17 protein-coding genes are annotated in these 18194 nt (G+C 46.6%); 7 read left to right on the top strand and 10 right to left on the bottom strand.

Annotated elements, in window-relative coordinates:
- Positions 1 to 19: 19 nt before the first annotated feature.
- A complete protein-coding gene (locus FO446_RS01870; protein WP_237899798.1) occupies positions 20 to 1030 on the top strand; it encodes an alpha/beta fold hydrolase in 1011 nt (336 codons plus the stop codon).
- A 42-nt stretch (positions 1031 to 1072) separates the two neighbouring features.
- Here FO446_RS01870 and FO446_RS01865 read toward each other — a convergent pair whose 3' ends face one another.
- Together FO446_RS01865 and FO446_RS01860 are read right to left on the bottom strand one after the other, a co-directional pair.
- Complete coding sequence (locus FO446_RS01865) at positions 1073 to 2479, bottom strand: alpha/beta hydrolase family protein (RefSeq protein WP_232774526.1); 1407 nt, start codon at positions 2477 to 2479, stop codon at positions 1073 to 1075.
- Between the two features lie 129 nt (positions 2480 to 2608).
- Positions 2609 to 3067, bottom strand: a complete 459-nt coding sequence (locus FO446_RS01860; RefSeq protein ID WP_199928612.1) for a MarR family winged helix-turn-helix transcriptional regulator — start codon at positions 3065 to 3067, stop codon at positions 2609 to 2611.
- Between the two features lie 133 nt (positions 3068 to 3200).
- Here FO446_RS01860 and FO446_RS01855 point away from each other — a divergent pair, with 133 nt between their 5' ends.
- On the top strand, positions 3201 to 3752 hold the full coding sequence (locus tag FO446_RS01855) for a dihydrofolate reductase family protein (RefSeq protein ID WP_237899795.1): 552 nt from the start codon (positions 3201 to 3203) through the stop codon (positions 3750 to 3752).
- A gap of 60 nt (positions 3753 to 3812) precedes the next feature.
- Here FO446_RS01855 and FO446_RS01850 read toward each other — a convergent pair whose 3' ends face one another.
- Together FO446_RS01850 and FO446_RS01845 are read right to left on the bottom strand one after the other, a co-directional pair.
- Entirely contained in the window at positions 3813 to 5132 is a 1320-nt protein-coding gene (locus tag FO446_RS01850) for a hemolysin family protein (protein ID WP_173612429.1), read from the bottom strand.
- A 168-nt stretch (positions 5133 to 5300) separates the two neighbouring features.
- Entirely contained in the window at positions 5301 to 6065 is a 765-nt protein-coding gene (locus tag FO446_RS01845; RefSeq protein ID WP_173612430.1) for an exodeoxyribonuclease III, read from the bottom strand.
- A gap of 222 nt (positions 6066 to 6287) precedes the next feature.
- Here FO446_RS01845 and mphJ point away from each other — a divergent pair, with 222 nt between their 5' ends.
- A complete protein-coding gene (gene mphJ, locus FO446_RS01840; protein ID WP_221867425.1) occupies positions 6288 to 7211 on the top strand; it encodes a macrolide 2'-phosphotransferase MphJ in 924 nt (307 codons plus the stop codon).
- A gap of 142 nt (positions 7212 to 7353) precedes the next feature.
- Positions 7354 to 7671 (top strand): hypothetical protein, encoded by a 318-nt coding sequence (locus FO446_RS01835; protein WP_221867426.1) that lies wholly within the window; start codon positions 7354 to 7356, stop codon positions 7669 to 7671.
- Between the two features lie 94 nt (positions 7672 to 7765).
- Here the strand turns inward: FO446_RS01835 and FO446_RS01830 are convergent, their stop codons facing one another.
- Together FO446_RS01830 and FO446_RS01825 are read right to left on the bottom strand one after the other, a co-directional pair.
- Positions 7766 to 8290 carry a DUF420 domain-containing protein gene (locus tag FO446_RS01830; RefSeq protein WP_232774528.1) on the bottom strand — a complete coding sequence of 175 codons (525 nt, stop codon included), beginning with the start codon at positions 8288 to 8290 and terminating at the stop codon, positions 7766 to 7768.
- Positions 8291 to 8477: 187 nt separating this feature from the next.
- Positions 8478 to 9857: an amino acid permease gene (locus tag FO446_RS01825; RefSeq protein ID WP_173612525.1), complete on the bottom strand. Its 1380-nt coding sequence runs from the start codon at positions 9855 to 9857 to the stop codon at positions 8478 to 8480.
- 383 nt (positions 9858 to 10240) lie between these two features.
- On the opposite strand from FO446_RS01825, the gene FO446_RS01820 reads away from it, so the two are divergent.
- Entirely contained in the window at positions 10241 to 10585 is a 345-nt protein-coding gene (locus tag FO446_RS01820) for a carboxymuconolactone decarboxylase family protein (RefSeq protein ID WP_012684054.1), read from the top strand.
- Between the two features lie 105 nt (positions 10586 to 10690).
- Here FO446_RS01820 and FO446_RS01815 read toward each other — a convergent pair whose 3' ends face one another.
- From FO446_RS01815 to FO446_RS01805, 3 genes are all read right to left on the bottom strand, one after another.
- Positions 10691 to 11632 (bottom strand): alpha/beta hydrolase, encoded by a 942-nt coding sequence (locus FO446_RS01815; protein ID WP_173612526.1) that lies wholly within the window; start codon positions 11630 to 11632, stop codon positions 10691 to 10693.
- Positions 11633 to 11645: 13 nt separating this feature from the next.
- Positions 11646 to 12716: an LLM class flavin-dependent oxidoreductase gene (locus FO446_RS01810; RefSeq protein WP_173612527.1), complete on the bottom strand. Its 1071-nt coding sequence runs from the start codon at positions 12714 to 12716 to the stop codon at positions 11646 to 11648.
- A gap of 98 nt (positions 12717 to 12814) precedes the next feature.
- Positions 12815 to 14053, bottom strand: coding sequence for an MFS transporter (locus FO446_RS01805; protein ID WP_419466141.1), 1239 nt, complete (start codon positions 14051 to 14053; stop codon positions 12815 to 12817).
- Between the two features lie 247 nt (positions 14054 to 14300).
- Between FO446_RS01805 and FO446_RS01800 the strand changes: the two genes are divergently transcribed.
- Positions 14301 to 14882: a TetR/AcrR family transcriptional regulator gene (locus FO446_RS01800; protein ID WP_237899794.1), complete on the top strand. Its 582-nt coding sequence runs from the start codon at positions 14301 to 14303 to the stop codon at positions 14880 to 14882.
- Positions 14883 to 14949: 67 nt separating this feature from the next.
- Here FO446_RS01800 and FO446_RS01795 read toward each other — a convergent pair whose 3' ends face one another.
- Positions 14950 to 16926: a methyl-accepting chemotaxis protein gene (locus FO446_RS01795; protein WP_232774531.1), complete on the bottom strand. Its 1977-nt coding sequence runs from the start codon at positions 16924 to 16926 to the stop codon at positions 14950 to 14952.
- 304 nt (positions 16927 to 17230) lie between these two features.
- Between FO446_RS01795 and FO446_RS01790 the strand changes: the two genes are divergently transcribed.
- Positions 17231 to 18016, top strand: coding sequence for a hypothetical protein (locus FO446_RS01790; RefSeq protein ID WP_237899792.1), 786 nt, complete (start codon positions 17231 to 17233; stop codon positions 18014 to 18016).
- The last annotated feature ends 178 nt before the right edge of the window (positions 18017 to 18194 follow it).

The raw sequence follows: 18194 nt of genomic DNA, 5'->3' as shown, positions 1-18194 counted from the left end.
TACAAAGGAGCAATGCGAGATGGATTACGACATTTTTCACTTGGGAGATGTCCGCTTACAGTCAGGAGTGACACTACCTCATGCATTTATTGCTTACAAAACCTATGGCACACTCAACGCCGCCAAGGATAACGTCATTATATTTCCTACATCGTTTGGAGACCAGCATTACCAAAACGAATGGCTCATCGGGGAAGATAAGGCTTTGAACCCGAATCAATATTTTATCATCATTCCCAATATGCTGGGCAACGGGCTATCGTCCTCCCCGAGCAACACAGCCAACCCGTATGATCGGGCCCATTTTCCACACGTTACGATCTACGATAATGTCGCTCTTCAGCATCGACTCATTACGGAAAGATTTGGCATTGAAAAAATTGCTTTGGCAACCGGCTGGTCGATGGGGGCCATCCAGGCTTTTCATTGGGCGGCGATCTACCCAGATATGGTCGAAAGATTGGCTCCTTTTGCCGGAACCGCAAAAACATGGCCGCATAACATCGTCTTGATCGAAGGCATCCGAGCAGCATTACTAGCCGATGCAGCTTGGAATAACGGGCAGTATACGGCATCTCCCGAGGTTGGCTTACGTACCTTGGGGCGCGTTTATGCGAGTTGGGGGTTTTCACAGCCATTTTACCGCGAGGAATGCTATAAAGCTTTGGGCTATGAGACTCTTTCCGAATTTATCTCGGGATTTTGGGAGGAAAGCTTTGTTCCTTCGGATGCAAACGATTTGCTGGCGATGATGTGGACGTGGCAGCATGCCGACATTAGCCAAAATGATAAGTACAAGGGAGACTTTGAGGCGGCGTTACGAAGCATCCGGGCGCGAACGGTTGTGATGCCTGTACGGACTGATCTGTATTTCACGCCAGAAGACAGTGAATATGAGACGAAGCACATCCCTAACGCTACCTTTAAGCCAATTGAATCAATCTGGGGACACTTGGCTGGGTTTGGACTTAACCCTGTCGATACCACGTTTATTGATAACAGCTTAAAAGAACTGTTGGCGACAAACTGAAAATTTCGAAGTAGAGGGACACCTATTAATGGTGCCCCTTCATTACTTCATCCTTATCGTAACATCTGGATAGCGCCCCACAACATCTAAATAGGAAGCATTTGGATCACCCTTAAGATTCCGATCCATGAAGGCTAGCGATACTTCGTTAATAATGGTGTGATTGCGCCGCACTTCAGGACTAAGTGCTTCCATCAGTGGTGAATACAGAGGAAAATCTGTAAAGCTGAGATGCCCCGCCTGCCAGATATCCAACTCCACACCTGATTGAGCTAATACTCGCTCTCGCCGCCCTTCTTCGGCTAGTTTCATCTCCGGCGAATCCTCCAGTTCTGGTAATTTGAAGCCTCCGTTCATAATCATCAGCGGTTTCGTTAACGGTTTGTCACGATCCTCACCATACAAGTAGCCATCCATATTAATACCTGCTTTAAATACAGGATTCTTGTATAGAACATCCACCGCAGTTGCACCCCCAAAGGAGTGACCGATAATGCCAACATTAGAAAAGTCAGCTCGATGGGCAAACGGACTCTCCGTTACCCTTTCACTCATGTCCATAAGCTGCTGAAGGGCAAATTCGATATCCTGCGTCTGCTCCTTGATAACCGGAATAGAAGCATGATTCTGTACGTCGTATTCCATAGGGAGATGAGAGCTCGTGTCTATGAAAGGAGCATAGCTGCCATCTGGATAAACAGAGATCATCGCCGTCCCTGGATGCTCGACCGCCGCTACAATATAACCGTGGCTGGCTAATTCAATCGCTTGAAACGTATTCGTGAAGCGGCTACCTAGCATATTCCCGTGCGATAAGAAAATGATTGGTGCTTCTTTTAGGTCTGAGGCGAAGGAAGTTCCCGCGTAAGTATGCGTCTCCACCTGTTCGAGGTAGCTCAATACTTTCCCAGAAAATCCGTACTGTTCCTCGATAGCTTTGGCAAACGCCGGCAGATTGGAAATGTATTTACCCGGAGTAGCAGAAGATGACGAATCAGCTGGATACCAGATCTGCACATTGATCTTTCTGGAAGTCCCGTCACTCCCTATGCGAGAGTTGTCCGACCATGTGTAGGTAACTGTTCCTACTCGATAAGCGCCAGTTGGTCTCTCAAAGGAAAAGACAGGTAACATAAATGGCAGACAAATGGCGAGTGCGCTGAGCAGAAAAGCCGGCACACTGAGTAAAATAGATTTCTTCCATTCCCTATCCCTTATCGTGTTCCGGTAAGTCCTGACTCCGTACATGCATAGGATCATTAGTGCAACCAAATAGGCTGGACCCATTTGCCAACGCGCCTTTTCAAAAATTAGGTGAAACAGCCCTGTAACGACCAGCAAAATAGGCATTCCCCATAGAACTAGCCGCCCTGGGGCTTTCCGAGACCAAATTAAGTACCACAATAAACCTATAGCCAAAATGACAAACACAACTTCAAAAATCCGCATATGGATGCTGCCTCCTTCAGACAAATGCTTTAGGTAAATTAATATTTAATTAAACTTAAATATATGGCGCAGGTTAGCCAGGACATTCGCCCGTCTCCTGGGCCCCAGCCGCTCACCCTTGTTTCGTAATTATTCAACTGTCTTTCGCGTCTGCTCTTCCTCAATAATTCTCCGGAACTTCAACATTATTTCCTTTAGCGCTACCAAATCTTCGTAAGGAAGCTTGGAATAGAAGCGCTCTATGATCGACAATTCAATCTTGCGGCTTGTTTCGATATAGTTCACTCCGGCAGTATCCAGCTCCACAAAAATTTCCCGGCGATTCCCGGGGTTAATCGAACGTTTGACTAACTGGCGCTTTTCCATTTTGTTCAGCATTTGGCTGACTGCACTTGCCGTGATGTCCATTTGCTTTGCCAATTCCCCAGTGAGCAGTCGACCGCGTTCATGCAGCAAGTTAATCATGATGATCTGGCTATTCGTAATCGTCTCATCCAGCACATCCGCGTATTCTTGCGTCAGCATCACCTGACAAGCATACTCGATTTCGTTTAGCTCCCGGACAAAAGCGACGAGCTCCTCATTCATTTAACCACCACCAATAATTAAGTTAACTTAACTATTAAAATAAACGATAATCTACGACTATGTCAATTCTCGTGTGTTCAAATCCCAGCTTGTTTCACATAAAATGGAACTACGAAAAAGGAGGGATCTCTGAATGGCTACCTTAACGTATCACGTTGCCGTTTCGCTAGATAATTTCATTGCCGATCAAGCCATGATGGACGGAAATATCGACAGCACTCTCTTTTTATTTGAGGGAGAACATGTACCGGACTTTTTATCTGAAATTCAGGAATATGATGCAGTGCTGATGGGCGCCAAAACCTACGAGTTTGGGTTTAAATTCGGTGCCAAGCCGGGCGAACCAGGTTATAAGGGAATCAAGCATTATATATTCTCAAACTGCATGCAGTTTGAATCCAACGCGGAAGTCGAGCTGATCAAAGGCGACGCCGTTGAATTTATCAAAAATCTCAAACAGCAAGAAAAAGGCAAGCTGTGGCTATGTGGAGGAGGTGAGTTGGCAGGAGCGTTACTGGCACATCAACTGATTGATCAATTAGTGCTGAAAGTGAATCCGGTGATGGTCGGTGAAGGTGTCCCGCTATTTGGAAGTGCGAAGCCACGTCTCAAACTCGAGTTAGTAGACATGAAACAGTACGCGAACGGCGTAACGAAGCCTACGTACAACATTGTTTATATATAATGTCACAAAAGAAACGGGACCGCATCAATCGGCCCCGTTTCTTTACCTTCTGTCATATGATTACGTTACATCCTGCAGCTCACGAGCTGGAGCCTCTGCTGCTTTTTGAATCTCCATTTTCCGTATGCGATGCTTGTCTTTCTTTCGGATCGTAAAGACGAGATCATCGTATTGCCATTGGATACCTTCTTTGAGCGTCGGATTTTGACTGTATAGCCAGCCCCCGATGGTATCGAGTTCTTCTTCATTAATATTGGCGTTGAGCAAGTCGTTAACCTCGGAGAGAAGTACCTTTCCGTCCACAATCACATGGCTATTCTCTTCCACAATTTCGATCTCGGCTTTTTCCTCCGCGTCGAACTCATCACGAATCTCCCCTACAATTTCCTCCAAGATATCTTCGATCGTAACCATTCCGGAGGTTCCGCCATATTCGTCCACCAGGATCGCGATATGCGTTCTTTGTTTCTGCATTTTTTTCAAAAGGTCTTTTACAGGAGTCGCCTCTGAAACCATCAAAAACGGTCGGATGAGCTTGGAAATATCCAAATTCGGATCATCGGCATAATTCAGAAAGAACTCTTTCGTGTTAATCATCCCGATAATATGATCTTTATTCTGCGATATAACCGGGAAACGGGTATACTGCTCTTCTTTCATGATTCGCAGGTTTTGCTCAAGGGTATATTCCTTGTGCAAGCAGCTCATATCTGTCCGGGGGACCATAATCTCGCGGGCAAGCATCTCGTCAAAAGCAAAGATATTGCTAACGTATCCATACTCAGACTGATTAATTTTGCCGCTCTCATAGCTTTCCGTCAAAATGATTCGCAGCTCTTCTTCTGAGTGACTTTCTTCGTGCTCCTTGGTCGGTTTCATACCAAATGAACGCACAAGCAGAGCAGCCGAGCCATTCAGCACCCAGATCGCAGGGTACATCAATTTATAGAACCAAATAATGGGTTTCGCACAAAGTAAGCTAACCGCTTCTGCCTTTTGGATCGCCACTGTTTTCGGTGCCAGTTCCCCGACAACCACATGGAGAAACGTAACGAGCGAGTAAGCAATCACAAACGACAGAACTGCCACGACTTGTTCGGGTAAAAACGGCGTAAGAAACGGGCTAATGATGCTTTCAATCGTCGGTTTCCCCAATACCCCCAAGCCAATGGCTGTCAACGTAATGCCCAACTGACACGCTGACAAATATCCATCCAGGTTACTAACTACTTTCTGAACAGCAAAAGCATTCTTTCTCCCTTCCATGACCAATTGGTCTACACGGCTCGGGCGAAGCTTTACAATTGCAAATTCAGTTGCCACAAAAAAAGCGGTAGCAAAAATCAGAAAAGCAATTAGTAACAAATTCATGGTTAGCAATATCCTATCCCCTCTTCATTAGAAGTCTTACGTTTTCATTGTACGAAACCCCGCCCCTTCACATCAACGTCCGCTTATATTTGATTTCGTCTTAATTGTTTGATTATAGGCAGTTTTGCTATTTCTGGTCACTCACCCTCACAATTGCTGATTACAGGCATTGCATACTCACTCAATGGTCCCCAGCTCCAACACGACCGGACAATGATCGCTCCCCATCACCTGTGAGTCAATTCCCGCCCCGAGCAACGACGGAGCCAATCTCTCAGACGCGAGAAAATAATCAATACGCCATCCGATATTCCGCTCTCTCACTTTCGGCATGAAAGACCACCACGTATAGGCATCTGTCTGATCCGGATAGAAATATCGATAGGTATCCACAAACCCGGCTGCCAGCAAGTTCGTCATCTTCTCACGCTCTTCAGGAGTAAATCCAGAATTACCGCGATTGGACTTCGCATTTTTCAAATCAATCTCTTGATGGGCGACATTCAGGTCCCCACAAACCACAACGGGCTTCTTCGCATCTAGCTGCAATAAGTAGTTTCGAAACCGATCCTCCCATACCAGCCGATAATCCAATCTCGACAAATCACGCTTCGCATTCGGGGTATATACCGTCACCAGATAGAAATCATGGAACTCCAGCGTAATGACTCGTCCCTCAGGCTCATGGTCTTCTTCCAAGCCATAGCGCACAGATAGTGGTTCCATTTTTGTAAAAACAGCCGTTCCGGAGTAACCCTTCTTCTCCGCGTAGTTCCAATATTGATGATACTCCTCGCCGATCTCCATCTCGATTTGACCTTCTTGCAGCTTCGTTTCCTGCAAGCAAAATATATCAGCGTTCACTTCTTTGAAGTATTCATAGAAACCTTTGTTTACACATGCGCGAAGTCCATTTACATTCCAAGAAATCAATTTCGTCATCGCTAATCTCCTCATCGCTATTTGATAGAATCCATGGTACACTATCTTTGTTTTCAATTATAGGAGGTTACGATGATGGACATTGCAATGGGCATCGCATTCATGAGACTTCGTTAAAATCGACAAGACCCCATTAGGCTCAGCCATTTTTAAAAACGGAATGGTATGGGTTTATTTTTGTTTGGATTGATTTTAACTATTCATGAATGAGGTGTTTTTGTTATGTCAAAAAACAATGTAGAGCAAATGCTTGCAATCGCGAAAAACAACGGAATCCTTGTAGACCCAACTACCGTGAAGGTGAATGAATCCGGCTTAGACTTCCTTGCTATTTTTGCAAGTACGATAGATGGTGTTCCATGGGTATTGCGCCAACCGCGCCGGGACGATGTCGTGGAGACAGCCCGTTATGAGAAAAAGGTGTTAGATCTCGTTGCAAATCATCTACGTGTGGAAGTGCCGGATTGGCAGGTTCACACCTCTGAATTCATCGCTTATCCGATCCTGGGTGGCACACCATTGGCGACGATTAATATGGAAACAAAAAGTTATGAGTGGTATTTGAATCCTGAATCACTACCTGAATTGTGTATCCAAACATGGGCGGAAGCATTGGTCGCATTACACGGTATTCATCATGATCTCGCTCGAGATGCTGGTATCCGCGTCAAGCAGCCTAGCGAATCACGAGCAAGCCTTCGAGAAAAGATGAATGAAGTCAAACGCGTCTTTGGCGTTTCTGGGGCGCTATGGGATCGATGGCAAAAATGGCTTGCGGATGACACATTCTGGCCTGCCCACTCTGCTCTTGTACATGGTGACCTCCATCCGGGGCATATCCTGGTTGCTGAAGACGGCAAGGTAACAGGGCTCCTGGATTGGACGGAGGCCGAGGTAGCTGATCCTGCTGTTGATTTCACGGTTGTCTACCTGTTGTTCGGAGATACTGGCTTGGCGGATTTCATCCAACGGTATGAGAAAGCAGGAGGACGTGTATGGCCGCGCATGCATGAGCATATCGTCGAAATGACGGCTGCGTATCCTGTCACTCTTGCGACCTTTGCGCTGAAATCAGGGCTGGAAGAGTTCAAGATCATGGCACGACAAGCTCTGGGTGTTGATGAAAACGGCACAGAGACCGCTTAGATATACAAATCACCGTCCCCGATTGGAGGCGGTGGTTTTTTATGTAAATAGCTACATGGAGCCATTTCCCACTTGGAAGTAAGGTGTTACAATAAATCGGCTCATTTGGACAATCCTTTACTAAATAGATGGAGTGAATAGGATGAAACGCGGACTTCTTATTGGCATTGGTGCTGTAGTCGTAGTTGCAGGCGTGCTTTCCATTCCTGTTGAGGCAGGCCCCTCCCCAGATACACGAGTCATTTTGGAGCACACGAACAAGAGGTATATTTCACCGCCCTGTTATGAGCAAGCCAACAAAACGAACAATCTAGCCGAAGCCGATATTCGAAAAGCGCAGGAATTGAATTATCAGCCAGAATCGAGCTGCACGGCAAATTCACTTGCCCCCATCAAGCAACCGATTGCTTCTGTGCTCGCCGTAAATCTCGGAATCAAACAAAGCCGCTGGGATTGGTAATCGAACGTTGGTTTAAGAAACGTGAATCGAAAATATAAAGGCTTCGTCCATAAAAAAAGAGCGTTAGCTATAGCAGCTAATGCTCTTTTTTTGATTAATAGTACGGAGAAATCATGAGGTAAACAATGACACCCGTCGCACTGACATACAGCCACATCGGCATCGTCCAGCGGGCGATTTTTTTATGTTTTTCCACTTTCATGTTGAGTCCACGTGCAGTCGTTATCAGCGCAAATGGAACGATAATCGCCGACAACAGAATATGTGTAATCAAGATGAAGTAATAAATCGGACGCAGAATTCCCTCTCCCCCGTAGGAAGTACTAGGTGCCATTCCGTGGTAGATCACATACGAAACCAAGAAGAGAGCTGTTGTGGAAAAGGCTGCAAAAATATATCCTCGATGCATCTTCACGTTTTTGAACTTCACGATGGAAACAAGCGCGGCAATCAAAAAAATAAAGGTAAAGCTGTTCATGACCGCATTAAAAAACGGCAGAAAGGTCAGGTCGAGATGGCTGAAATCATTGTTTTTCGGCATGAAGTACAAGATGGCGACAAGCGTGTTAATCGCTATGGTGAGAATAACGATAATCGGTGTATAGTTGCGTTGTTTCATTCTTATGCTCCTTTTTTCTCAGATCATGAATGAGTATCCCGCTTTAGTCTACCCATTGACGAGCCCGGACATTGGCGGCCACAAGTGGTTAGCCAGTCCAGTCATCCTAATGATAAACGAAGTAGGTATGCCGTACAAAGGCGATTTGATGAACAAAAAAAGGACCAACAAATGTTGGTCCCTTATGTTATTTCTTGTTTGATTGCTCATCCAGTGGTACGGCCTTGTTAATTCCGAGTGTAAAGAAGCTAATAACCACAATCGCCAAGAAGACAATTCCGGCAATCAGGGAGACGCGTGTCTCATCATTGATCCACATACCGATAAGTACCATGATGAGAAAAGCAATGGTCAAATAGTTGGTCACTGGGGCAAAGGGCATTTTGAATGGATGCTTGTCCATTTCAGCACCCTTTGCTTTTCGGAATCTGATTTGACTGATCAAAATGACAAACCACGGAACCATACCCGGCAGAACACTCGCACTGTACACATAAACAAAGAGATTTTCTGGGGCGATATAGCTTAAGATAACGCCAATGCCCAGACCGATCAGAACACCAATCGTACCTAACAACGGTACACCATTCGAAGACAGCTTTGTAAATACTTTCGGGGCTTGGCCATTTACCCCTAAGGTATACAGCATACGCCCTGCACTATAAATCCCGCTATTACAGCCAGACATGGCAGCAGTGATCACGACAAAGTTAATGAGACCTGCCGCTGCGGTAATGCCGATTTTCGCAAAAGTAGCAACGAACGGACTGCCGATTGCCTGCAATTGATCCCAAGGGTAAACGGTTACAATAACAAAGATCGCACCAATATAGAAAATCAAAATGCGCCAAATGATATTTTGGATCGCGCTTCTTAATGTCTTTTTCGGGTCTTTTGCTTCCCCTGCTGTAATCCCGATGAGCTCGACACCTTGATACGCCCCGATCACCAAGGAAAGGGCAAAGAAAAAGCCTGTCCAACCACCTGTAAAGAATCCGCCATTTTCCCACAGATTCGATAATCCGATTGCGATTCCATCATTTCCAATGCCAAAGAAAATCAATCCAAACCCTGCAATAATCATCAAAACGATCGTTACAATTTTGATCATAGCGAACCAAAACTCAAATTCACCAAATGACTTCACAGAAACCAGGTTCGCTATACCGAGTATCACCATGGCAATAATACCAGGTATCCAAGCCGGCAAATCTGGGAACCAGTACTTCATATACGTCCCGACGGCAATGATCTCCGCCATCCCGACAACGACCCACTGGAACCAGTTACTCCAAGCCGTCATATAACCTGCTAACGGATGGATATACTTATGCCCAAAGGTCGCGAATGAACCAGTACTCGGTTCCAAATACAACATTTCACCCATTGCACGCATGATGAAAAAAATAAAAATTCCTACAATTGCATAAGCTAGCATGACGGATGGTCCCGTCCATTTGATCGTGCTGGCAGACCCCATAAATAGCCCAACACCAATCGTACCGCCCAAAGCAATCATCTGAATATGACGGGCTTCCAGACCTCTCTTCAGTTCCTTGTTTCCCACGTAAGCTTCCTCTTCCTCTCTGCTGTTGGCGGTATTTCGGATAGCTTCTAGTCATTCTCGTTTTATTGATTGAAAAACTGCCCCTTAGATATCCCTTCACTTCTTATCAAGCATTCCTACTAGTTAGTAAGATTATTCACCTCTCTCGTCTTACACTATATTGGTAGACTACTTCATATATTTTAATATGTTTTTATAATATCTACAATTATATTTACAAGGAAAATACTTGATGATCAAAGATGATTGCATTCAACCAGAAGAAAAATACATGACAAATCAATTAATTCTAAATGTGATTCTACTTATATAAGGATAAGCAGTATGAAATTTCCCAGCTAAGAAATACTATCAGCGATTTCAAAATAGGAGGAAATGGAACCATGGAGCACTATTTGGCCGAACAGTATCGAGAAGGACTGCAAGCTTTTGGACAGCTGATGCCAGAGGCCTTGCGAGCATATAATGAATTCACCAGCCAATGCTTTTCGTCCGGTGAATTGTCATCCAAGCATAAGCACTTGCAGGCACTGGCTATCTCCCTTTACTCCGGAAATGAGCACTGCATTGTCTATCATTTGGAAGCAGCTCTCAACGACGGAGTTTCCCAAAAAGAAATTGCTGAAACAGTAGCAGTAGCCGGAGCATTCGGCGGCGGAACTACCCTTTCGCATGGCGTCATATTAATCAATGATGTGATGGAGGAAAAACAGGGAACGATTCAATGAGAAGATGCCGAAAATTCCTGTGCCATTGCGTTTACAAGAGCATACAAAAGCACAACAATCGCCGAGACCTCCCTCGAGCGGTTGTTGTGCTTTTTGCCTCCTCGACTATTTCGGATTAAGCGCTCTTGCCATCGCATCCACATAGCTTTGGCTGGCACGCTTGCTCACTTCCGCTTCGGGGACAAACACTTCAAAGCAGTGGTAGCATCCGGGATATAGATGAAATTCTACGTCTACCCCCGCTTGTGCAAGGCGCGTCACATATTCGATCGTCTCATCTCGGAACAGATCGAGCTGTCCTACGCACGTATAAGTTGGCGGCAGCCCCTCCAAGCTGTCTGCTCTCGACGGCACCGCATATGCGGATACCTGACTGTCGTCGGCATCTTCGCCCAGGTACATGCTCCACGCAGCCAAATTGTTCATCCGGTTCCAGGTTGCATTCTCCGCCTCGATTTCATAGCTGGACGCTGTACGATTACGGTTATCGATCATTGGATACAACGGCATTTGGAAGATAAGCGCCGGTCCGCCTTTGTCGCGAGCCATTAAAGCAAGGGCTGCGGTCAGCCCCCCTCCCCCGCTTGCACCAGCAATCGCAACCCGATCCACATCGATGCCGAGTGACTCAGCTTCGTCTGTCATCCACGTTAAACCGGCGTAACAGTCATGGATGGCAGCTGGATAAGGGTGCTCGGGAGCCAGACGATAATCGACCGATACGACGACACAATTAGCCGCTTGTACGAAGCGTTCGCATAAAGCGTCGTCCATATCAGGGTGCCCCAACACATAGCCTCCTCCATGAATCCACAGCATAGCCGGAAGCTTACCGCCTGTTCGCTTGACGGGCTCGTATATTTTCGCCAGCATCTCTCCTGCTGCGCCTGGAATCATTCGACTTGTGGTACGTACATGCTCCGACTTCACAATAGGCGGATTTTTCAGCATAGCCCTGCTCGACTCCAAATTTTCTTCCAGTTGAAAACCAGGGAATTGTGCTAATGTTTGCCTTAATTCCGGCAGTACTCGACGATGAAAGTCCACGTGAATCCCTCCATTAAGCCAATGTTGATTCTTGCTCTGTCTCTGCTTCCCACTTGGTTATTTCCTCTCGCACCCGAGGCGCTACCTCTGTTCCCAGCAGCTCAATGGCTCTCATTACCTGATCATGCGGCATCGTGGATATCGGTACATACATCATAAAGCGCGTTATGCCTACCTGTTTGCGAAGGTGGATGATCTTTTGGGCCACCGTCTCCGGATCACCCACATACAATGCCCCCTCCAAGCTGCGTGCGGCATCGAAGGTAGCACGGTTATAATGCGCCCAGCCCCGCTCCCTTCCGATTTTATTCATTCCTGCCTGGGTAGAAGGAAAGAATGTATCTGCCGCCAGTTCCGTATCTTCTGCAACAAATCCCAGTGAATGGGACCCAACCGTTAATCGCGATACGTCATGACCCGCGTGCATGGCCACCTTTTTGTAAAGCTGCACAAGTGGCGCAAACTGCCGCGGACTCCCACCAATGATCGCCAGCATCAGCGGCAATCCCAGCAGACCCGCACGAACAACCGATTCCTGATTGCCCCCGCTCCCAATCCATATGGGTAAAGGGTTCTGAACAGGCCGTGGATAAACGCCCAAATTCTGAATAGCTGGCCGATGACCGCCCCGCCAGGTTACTTTTTCGGACGCCTGTATTTTCAGGAGCAGTTCCAAATGTTCTTCAAACAGCTCATCATAGTCATTCAAGTCATAGCCGAACAGGGGAAAAGACTCGATAAAGGAACCGCGTCCCGCCATAATCTCTGCCCGTCCATTCGAAATGCCATCGAGTGTAGCAAAATCTTGAAAAACACGCACTGGATCAGCCGAAGAAAGCACTGTCACTGCACTGGTCAGCCGAATCCTTTTTGTCAGTGGCGCAGCCGCAGCCAGCACCATAGCTGGAGAAGAAGCAGCATAATCCTTGCGATGATGTTCACCTATGCCAAATACATCAAGCCCAACCTGATCAGCGAGGACGATTTCCTCGACAACTTCACGCAATCGCTGTGCGTGGCTCATCACCTCACCTGTCTGAACATCCGGTGTCGTTTCCACAAACGAAGTAATCCCAATCTCCACAGGCCATCTCTCCTTTTGCAAAACTTGTATCAGTCAACAGCGCTGGAACCAGAATAGTTTCATTTGAAATATCTCCATTTCGAACTATTTCAGTAACTCTATTTCCCTGGGTTAGCCGAAACGCGTCTCGTCACTGCCCAATACACCAGAGCCAGCGCACTGACAGAGGCTCCGAGCAAGCATACTCCCTCCCAGCCAAAATGCGCATATGTATAGGTAGAGGCAATGGATCCAGCAGATGAGCCGATCGAGTAGAAAACCATATAGCCCGCCGTGAGCCGACTCCGCGCTTCTGCACCCAAGGTGAAGATCATGCTTTGATTCGTAACATGCACGGCCTGTACCGCCAAATCAAGCAAAACTATACCGATCACCAAGGCAAATAGCGACTGTTCTGTATAGCTGATGAGCAGCCACGATAGTAGTAATAGACTCAAGGCAAAACCCGTCGTTCTCTGTCCATAACCCCGATCTGCAAGCTTCCCTGCCCTCGCTGCGGCTAACGCTCCGGCAACCCCTGCGAGACCAAACGCCCCAATCGCCGTGTGCGACAGAGATAGTGGCGGCGCACTCAGAGGCAGTACCAATGGCGTCCACAAAATGCTAAAGGCAGCAAAAATCAGCATAGCCAGAACAGAGCGAATACGTAATAACCGTTCTTGCACAAACAACATCAGTACCGATCCAAGCAACTGGAGATAGGATAGCGGCGCTACCTCTCGTACCCTATTTGGCAATACCCGAAATAATACGCAAACCAGTAACAATAGAAAGGCAGCAGAGACCAGATATACGGAACGCCACCCCGCAAGATCTGTTAAAACTCCCGCAATGGTTCGCGCTAGAAGTATGCCAATGACGATTCCACTTGTAACGACTCCAACCACTCGTCCTCGCTCAGCAGGAGCAGCCATGGTCGCCGCAAAAGCAACAATTGTCTGCGTCACAACGGCAAGCAATCCGACTGCAGCGATACCTGCGAATAGTACCGTGCTGGTGGAAGCAGTCCCTACGACAACCAGCGCAACCACAGATAAAAACATCTGACCAATAATCAAGCGGCGCTGGTTCAATAAATCGCCAAGCGGCACAAGCAACAACAGTCCTACTGCATAAAAGATTTGAGTAAGGGTGATCAGAATCCCAATGAGGGAATAGTCAATTCCGAACTCCCTCGACAAATGATCAAGTAGCGGCTGCGCAAAGTAGATATTCGCAACTGACATCCCGCAAGCAACCGCAAACAATAGTGTTACATAGCGAGGCATGGGAGAGCCTTGCACTGAATCCGCTTTCCTATCGGCTTTAGCCGCTACTTTTTCAACAGCTTCCTCCATCTGACTTCACCTTACCTCCTTTCATTTTTCGTTCCGAGCATCATAACATACCGATCGGTACACTATGATGCCCAGTAAATATATCCCACTATTTCTTTTTCTGTCAACATCATTCTTTTTAGTTGTGAATAAACCAGCCTAAAATTGACAAGACAGATGAAAACCAATAGAATATAAAATACCATTCAGTACAAAAATATTGGCCGATACATAGATTTGAATACATAAGTAATGAGAGGTACTCTTTATGGCAAGAACACGCGAATTTGACGAAGAAAAAGTACTAGATGCAGCTATGCAGCTTTTTTGGGAGAAGGGGTATGAAGCTACCTCATTAAGTGATTTAACTTCCCGAATGGGCATCCAGCGTCCCAGTATTTACTCAACCTTTGGGGACAAAAAAGAATTGTTCGAAGCCGCACTACGTAGATACACGATGTCTCGTGCTTCGGAGATACGAGCGAAGCTTCAAAACCATCCATCTGTAAAAGAGGCATTTCGCCACTTTTTTAGGGAGGTAGCCGACGAGGAATATGCAGAAGGTCTCAGCCGAGGATGCTTTTGCATTAATACCATGGTCGAGCTAGCCCCTCATGATGAGAAATTTGAGATTTTGACAAGGGAACACCAAATGTACCTCTCTGTCATCTTTCAAGAAACGATTGAGCGAGGTATCCAATCAGGTGAACTCGATTCGGGTATAGAAGCGAAAGCTACTGCACAAGCGCTTATCGTATCGTTAATTGGACTGACCGTCATCTTGAAATCTCGTCCAAATCGATCATTTGTTGATAATTCGATAGAAGTTACGCTGACGTTACTTAGATAACTACTCGGATCAACTTGGACAAAAAAAGACCAACATCTGTTGGTCTTCTTTCTCTCTATCACTACAACTACTGTGTACGCTCCAATTTAAAACGCTGCACCAATGACTGCAACTCTTCCGCAATGTTGGCAAGATGCGTTGCCGATGCCGCCACTTCCTCCATCGAAGCATTCTGTTCTTCACTGGCTGCGGCGACTTGGTCGACCTCTTGTGCAGTAGCTTGGCTCATAGAGCTCGATTCACCAAAGGCTACCAGCATCGCTGTATTTGATTGCATCAACCGTTCGCTAACGCGGGCTACTTGCGCGAGATGCGCGTCAATGCGGTTAATGGCCTCATACATCTCTGTAAAGCGCTGCTCAACCGATTGTGTCAAATCGCTTCCCGCTGTAGCAGAATCTACACCTTCCTCCGTGCGCCTAACCATGTGGAGCACGCGATTCTGAACCTCACCGATCAGACTGTCGATCTTTTCAGCAGCAGACCCTGTCTGATCAGCCAGCTTGCGTACCTCATCAGCGACGACAGCGAACCCCCGACCTTCTTGCCCGGCGCGCGCCGCTTCAATAGCAGCATTCAACGCAAGCAAATTCGTCTGAGAGGCGATATCCTGGATGAAATTCGTCACCCCGCTAATTTCTTCAGCAACCTGTTTTAATTCCTCCATCTCCTGCTTAGAACGGGCAGAATGTTCCACGATCATATTCACCTGTTGTCTTGCAGCTCCAAGGGACTCCTCTCCGGTATTAGCCAGACTGGTGATGACCTGCGACATTTCCGTGCTCTCACGCAGGATGCGGATGGCGTCATCCAGCTCCTGTTGCGCTTGCGTCGCCGATTGCTTCACGGTATCTATACTCTGATTCATATCGGAAGACATGGACGCTATTTCTTGCATAGAGGCAGCGACTTGTTCAATTGTTTGCACGTTCTCCTCCGAATTCGCAGACAGATGCTGGGAGGAAGCTGAGATTTGCTCGGAATGATCGGTAATTTGACGCAAGACATCTGACAACGATTGCGACATCGTATTAAAGTTGGATTGCAGCTGCCCAATCTCATCCGTTCTTCCACTCTGGATGGACCGGACCGTCAAATCGCCCTGCGCGATTGAGTCGGTCAGTTGCTTCAATTGCAGAATTGGTCGCACTGTGCGTTTCATGAATATCCAAACAAACAGGGCAATGAGGGCAAGCAACAGTACGATGAACAAGAATGAGGTCCGCATCAGTGGCCCCGTTTTTTGATTGATTTCATTCCAATCTATCACGGAGACAACGTTCAATCCGAGTGAATTTTCCTTGTTGAAATGGTAATATTCACGAAGCTCGTTATCCTCCATTTCGAAAGAACCCTGCGCCTGATTACGCATCACTTGGAAGCGCTCGTCTTCAAGCGGCTTGCCCTGCGGGAATCGCGGATGCGACATTGTCACATTGTTCTGATCGAACAAGCTGACATATCCCTTTTCTCCGATCTTGTACGTCTTTACCAGCTCGTTTAAGTGATCGATAGAAACGTCGATTCCTGCTACTCCTTTCCCATCGGGGAGCGTCTTGGCAAACGTAATCACGTAGCTTCCGCTTATCGCGTCGATATAAGGTGGCGTCACAACGACCTGCCCTTTATGCTGCATTGCTTCCTTGTACCATTCACGGGTAGTCGGATCAATTTCCTTTTTCGCCGAGTTGTAATATCGTTTGTCGTAGTACATAAACGCAGCCAAAACGTTGTCAATGTCTTTCTCTATGTTGCGGATGCGATCATAGATATACGTATCCGCACTTTGCCCCGGCGGAACTTGAACATCCGCAAAGCTATCAATCGTAGCAGAATAATCCTCGTACGAGTTATTGAGTACTTGTGTAATCATCGTAGTAACCGATTCGACTTGAGACAGCAATTCGTGCTCTAACTGGTTGCGCGCCAGTTGTGTTAAGGTGAGGCTCAAAACGACAGAGGGAACAACAATAAGCAGGACGAGTAAAAACAGGATCTGCTTTGATAGCGATGCTTTATAACCAGTAATCATTTTCTTTATCATCTGTGATGACTCCTCTCTAGTGAAGTAGAATAACGAGTTGCAACGCAAACAACGCCCCACCGGTCGTCAGAAGGCGCGTTCCTATCAGGTCAGACTTATACCTATGCCCACCTTTTCCACGTGAACATTTCTGCAAAGTATATTTCCCCTGTTAGTACCTATTTGAAACTTCACGGCATTGGATAAGTAAAATTTGGAAAAATTCTTTCCGATACAAATAATAACCAAAAATCAGTAATCCGCACTCTGGATTGGCTGCCGTTTTGGTTGACGATTCGATTTATGAAAGGAGGTATCATCATTCATGTTGTCTGTTACACCTAGATATGCCATAAGCTCGTCCGTCCAGTATAGAAGCCCAGGAATTCACCTACAGACGAAAGCCCTGGAGCATGACAGCAACAAAAAGCAGGATCATGTAACGATTAGCCAGCAAGGCCTACAGCTAAGCAATGGAAAAAACGCACCCAATAAGATGCTGCAAAGCCTCATGGAACAAAAGCAAGCCATGCTGGAGAGACGGAACAACTATTATGCGGATGCGGTTGAAAAACTGACAGACCCGAAAGTCATGAAAGAACGACTGGATGAGATGGACAAACAGATCGAGGAAATCGAGACGCAGATGAAACGAATTCAGTTGGAAGAACAACGCAAGGCGAGAGGCACGGATGAAGAGAGCCAGGAACAGAAATCCTCGGATATCGCCCCCGACAAAGACGAATCATCACTTCAACCCTCCCCTACCCTCCATGCTGTTTTAACGGCAACTCACGACCTCAAGAATATACACAGTGTAAAACGCGCTCAGATTACCTTGGAATTAGAAGCTAAAGCGTGGGAGCCCTCGTCAAAGGACGGAGATTTTACGAAGTCCGAAGAACTAAAGCGGAAAGCAGAAGGCTTGGACGGCAAGTTGCTGAAGATGGCTGACGAGATCGACAAAAAGCTTGAGAATTCTCAAGAGGCTAATCAGACAGAGCGTTCATCTAATGACGAGCAATTAGATGAGCAAAAGAAAAACCCTTACCTGCAACAGCGAATGGAAAACCAACATGCATCTGGAACTACCATCGATTGGATTGCATAGCTTGTAAGCAAGAAACCTCCTGCCGCTACACAGTAGTAGCTCAGGAGGTTTTTTCAGTTTGTCTCCAGAGGAAAATACCGGGAAAGCAGGGCAAATAGCTATCAAAGTGACTGTTAAACAGTTGTTTAAAAGGCGCCGTTGTTCACGATACCGTTTCATCCGCACTCGTCACAGCTGT

It is taken from the genome of Brevibacillus brevis (assembly GCF_022026395.1).
GTDB lineage: Bacteria > Bacillota > Bacilli > Brevibacillales > Brevibacillaceae > Brevibacillus.
Note: the sequence above shows the minus strand (reverse complement) of the source record. Positions and strands in the feature narration are given on the sequence as shown.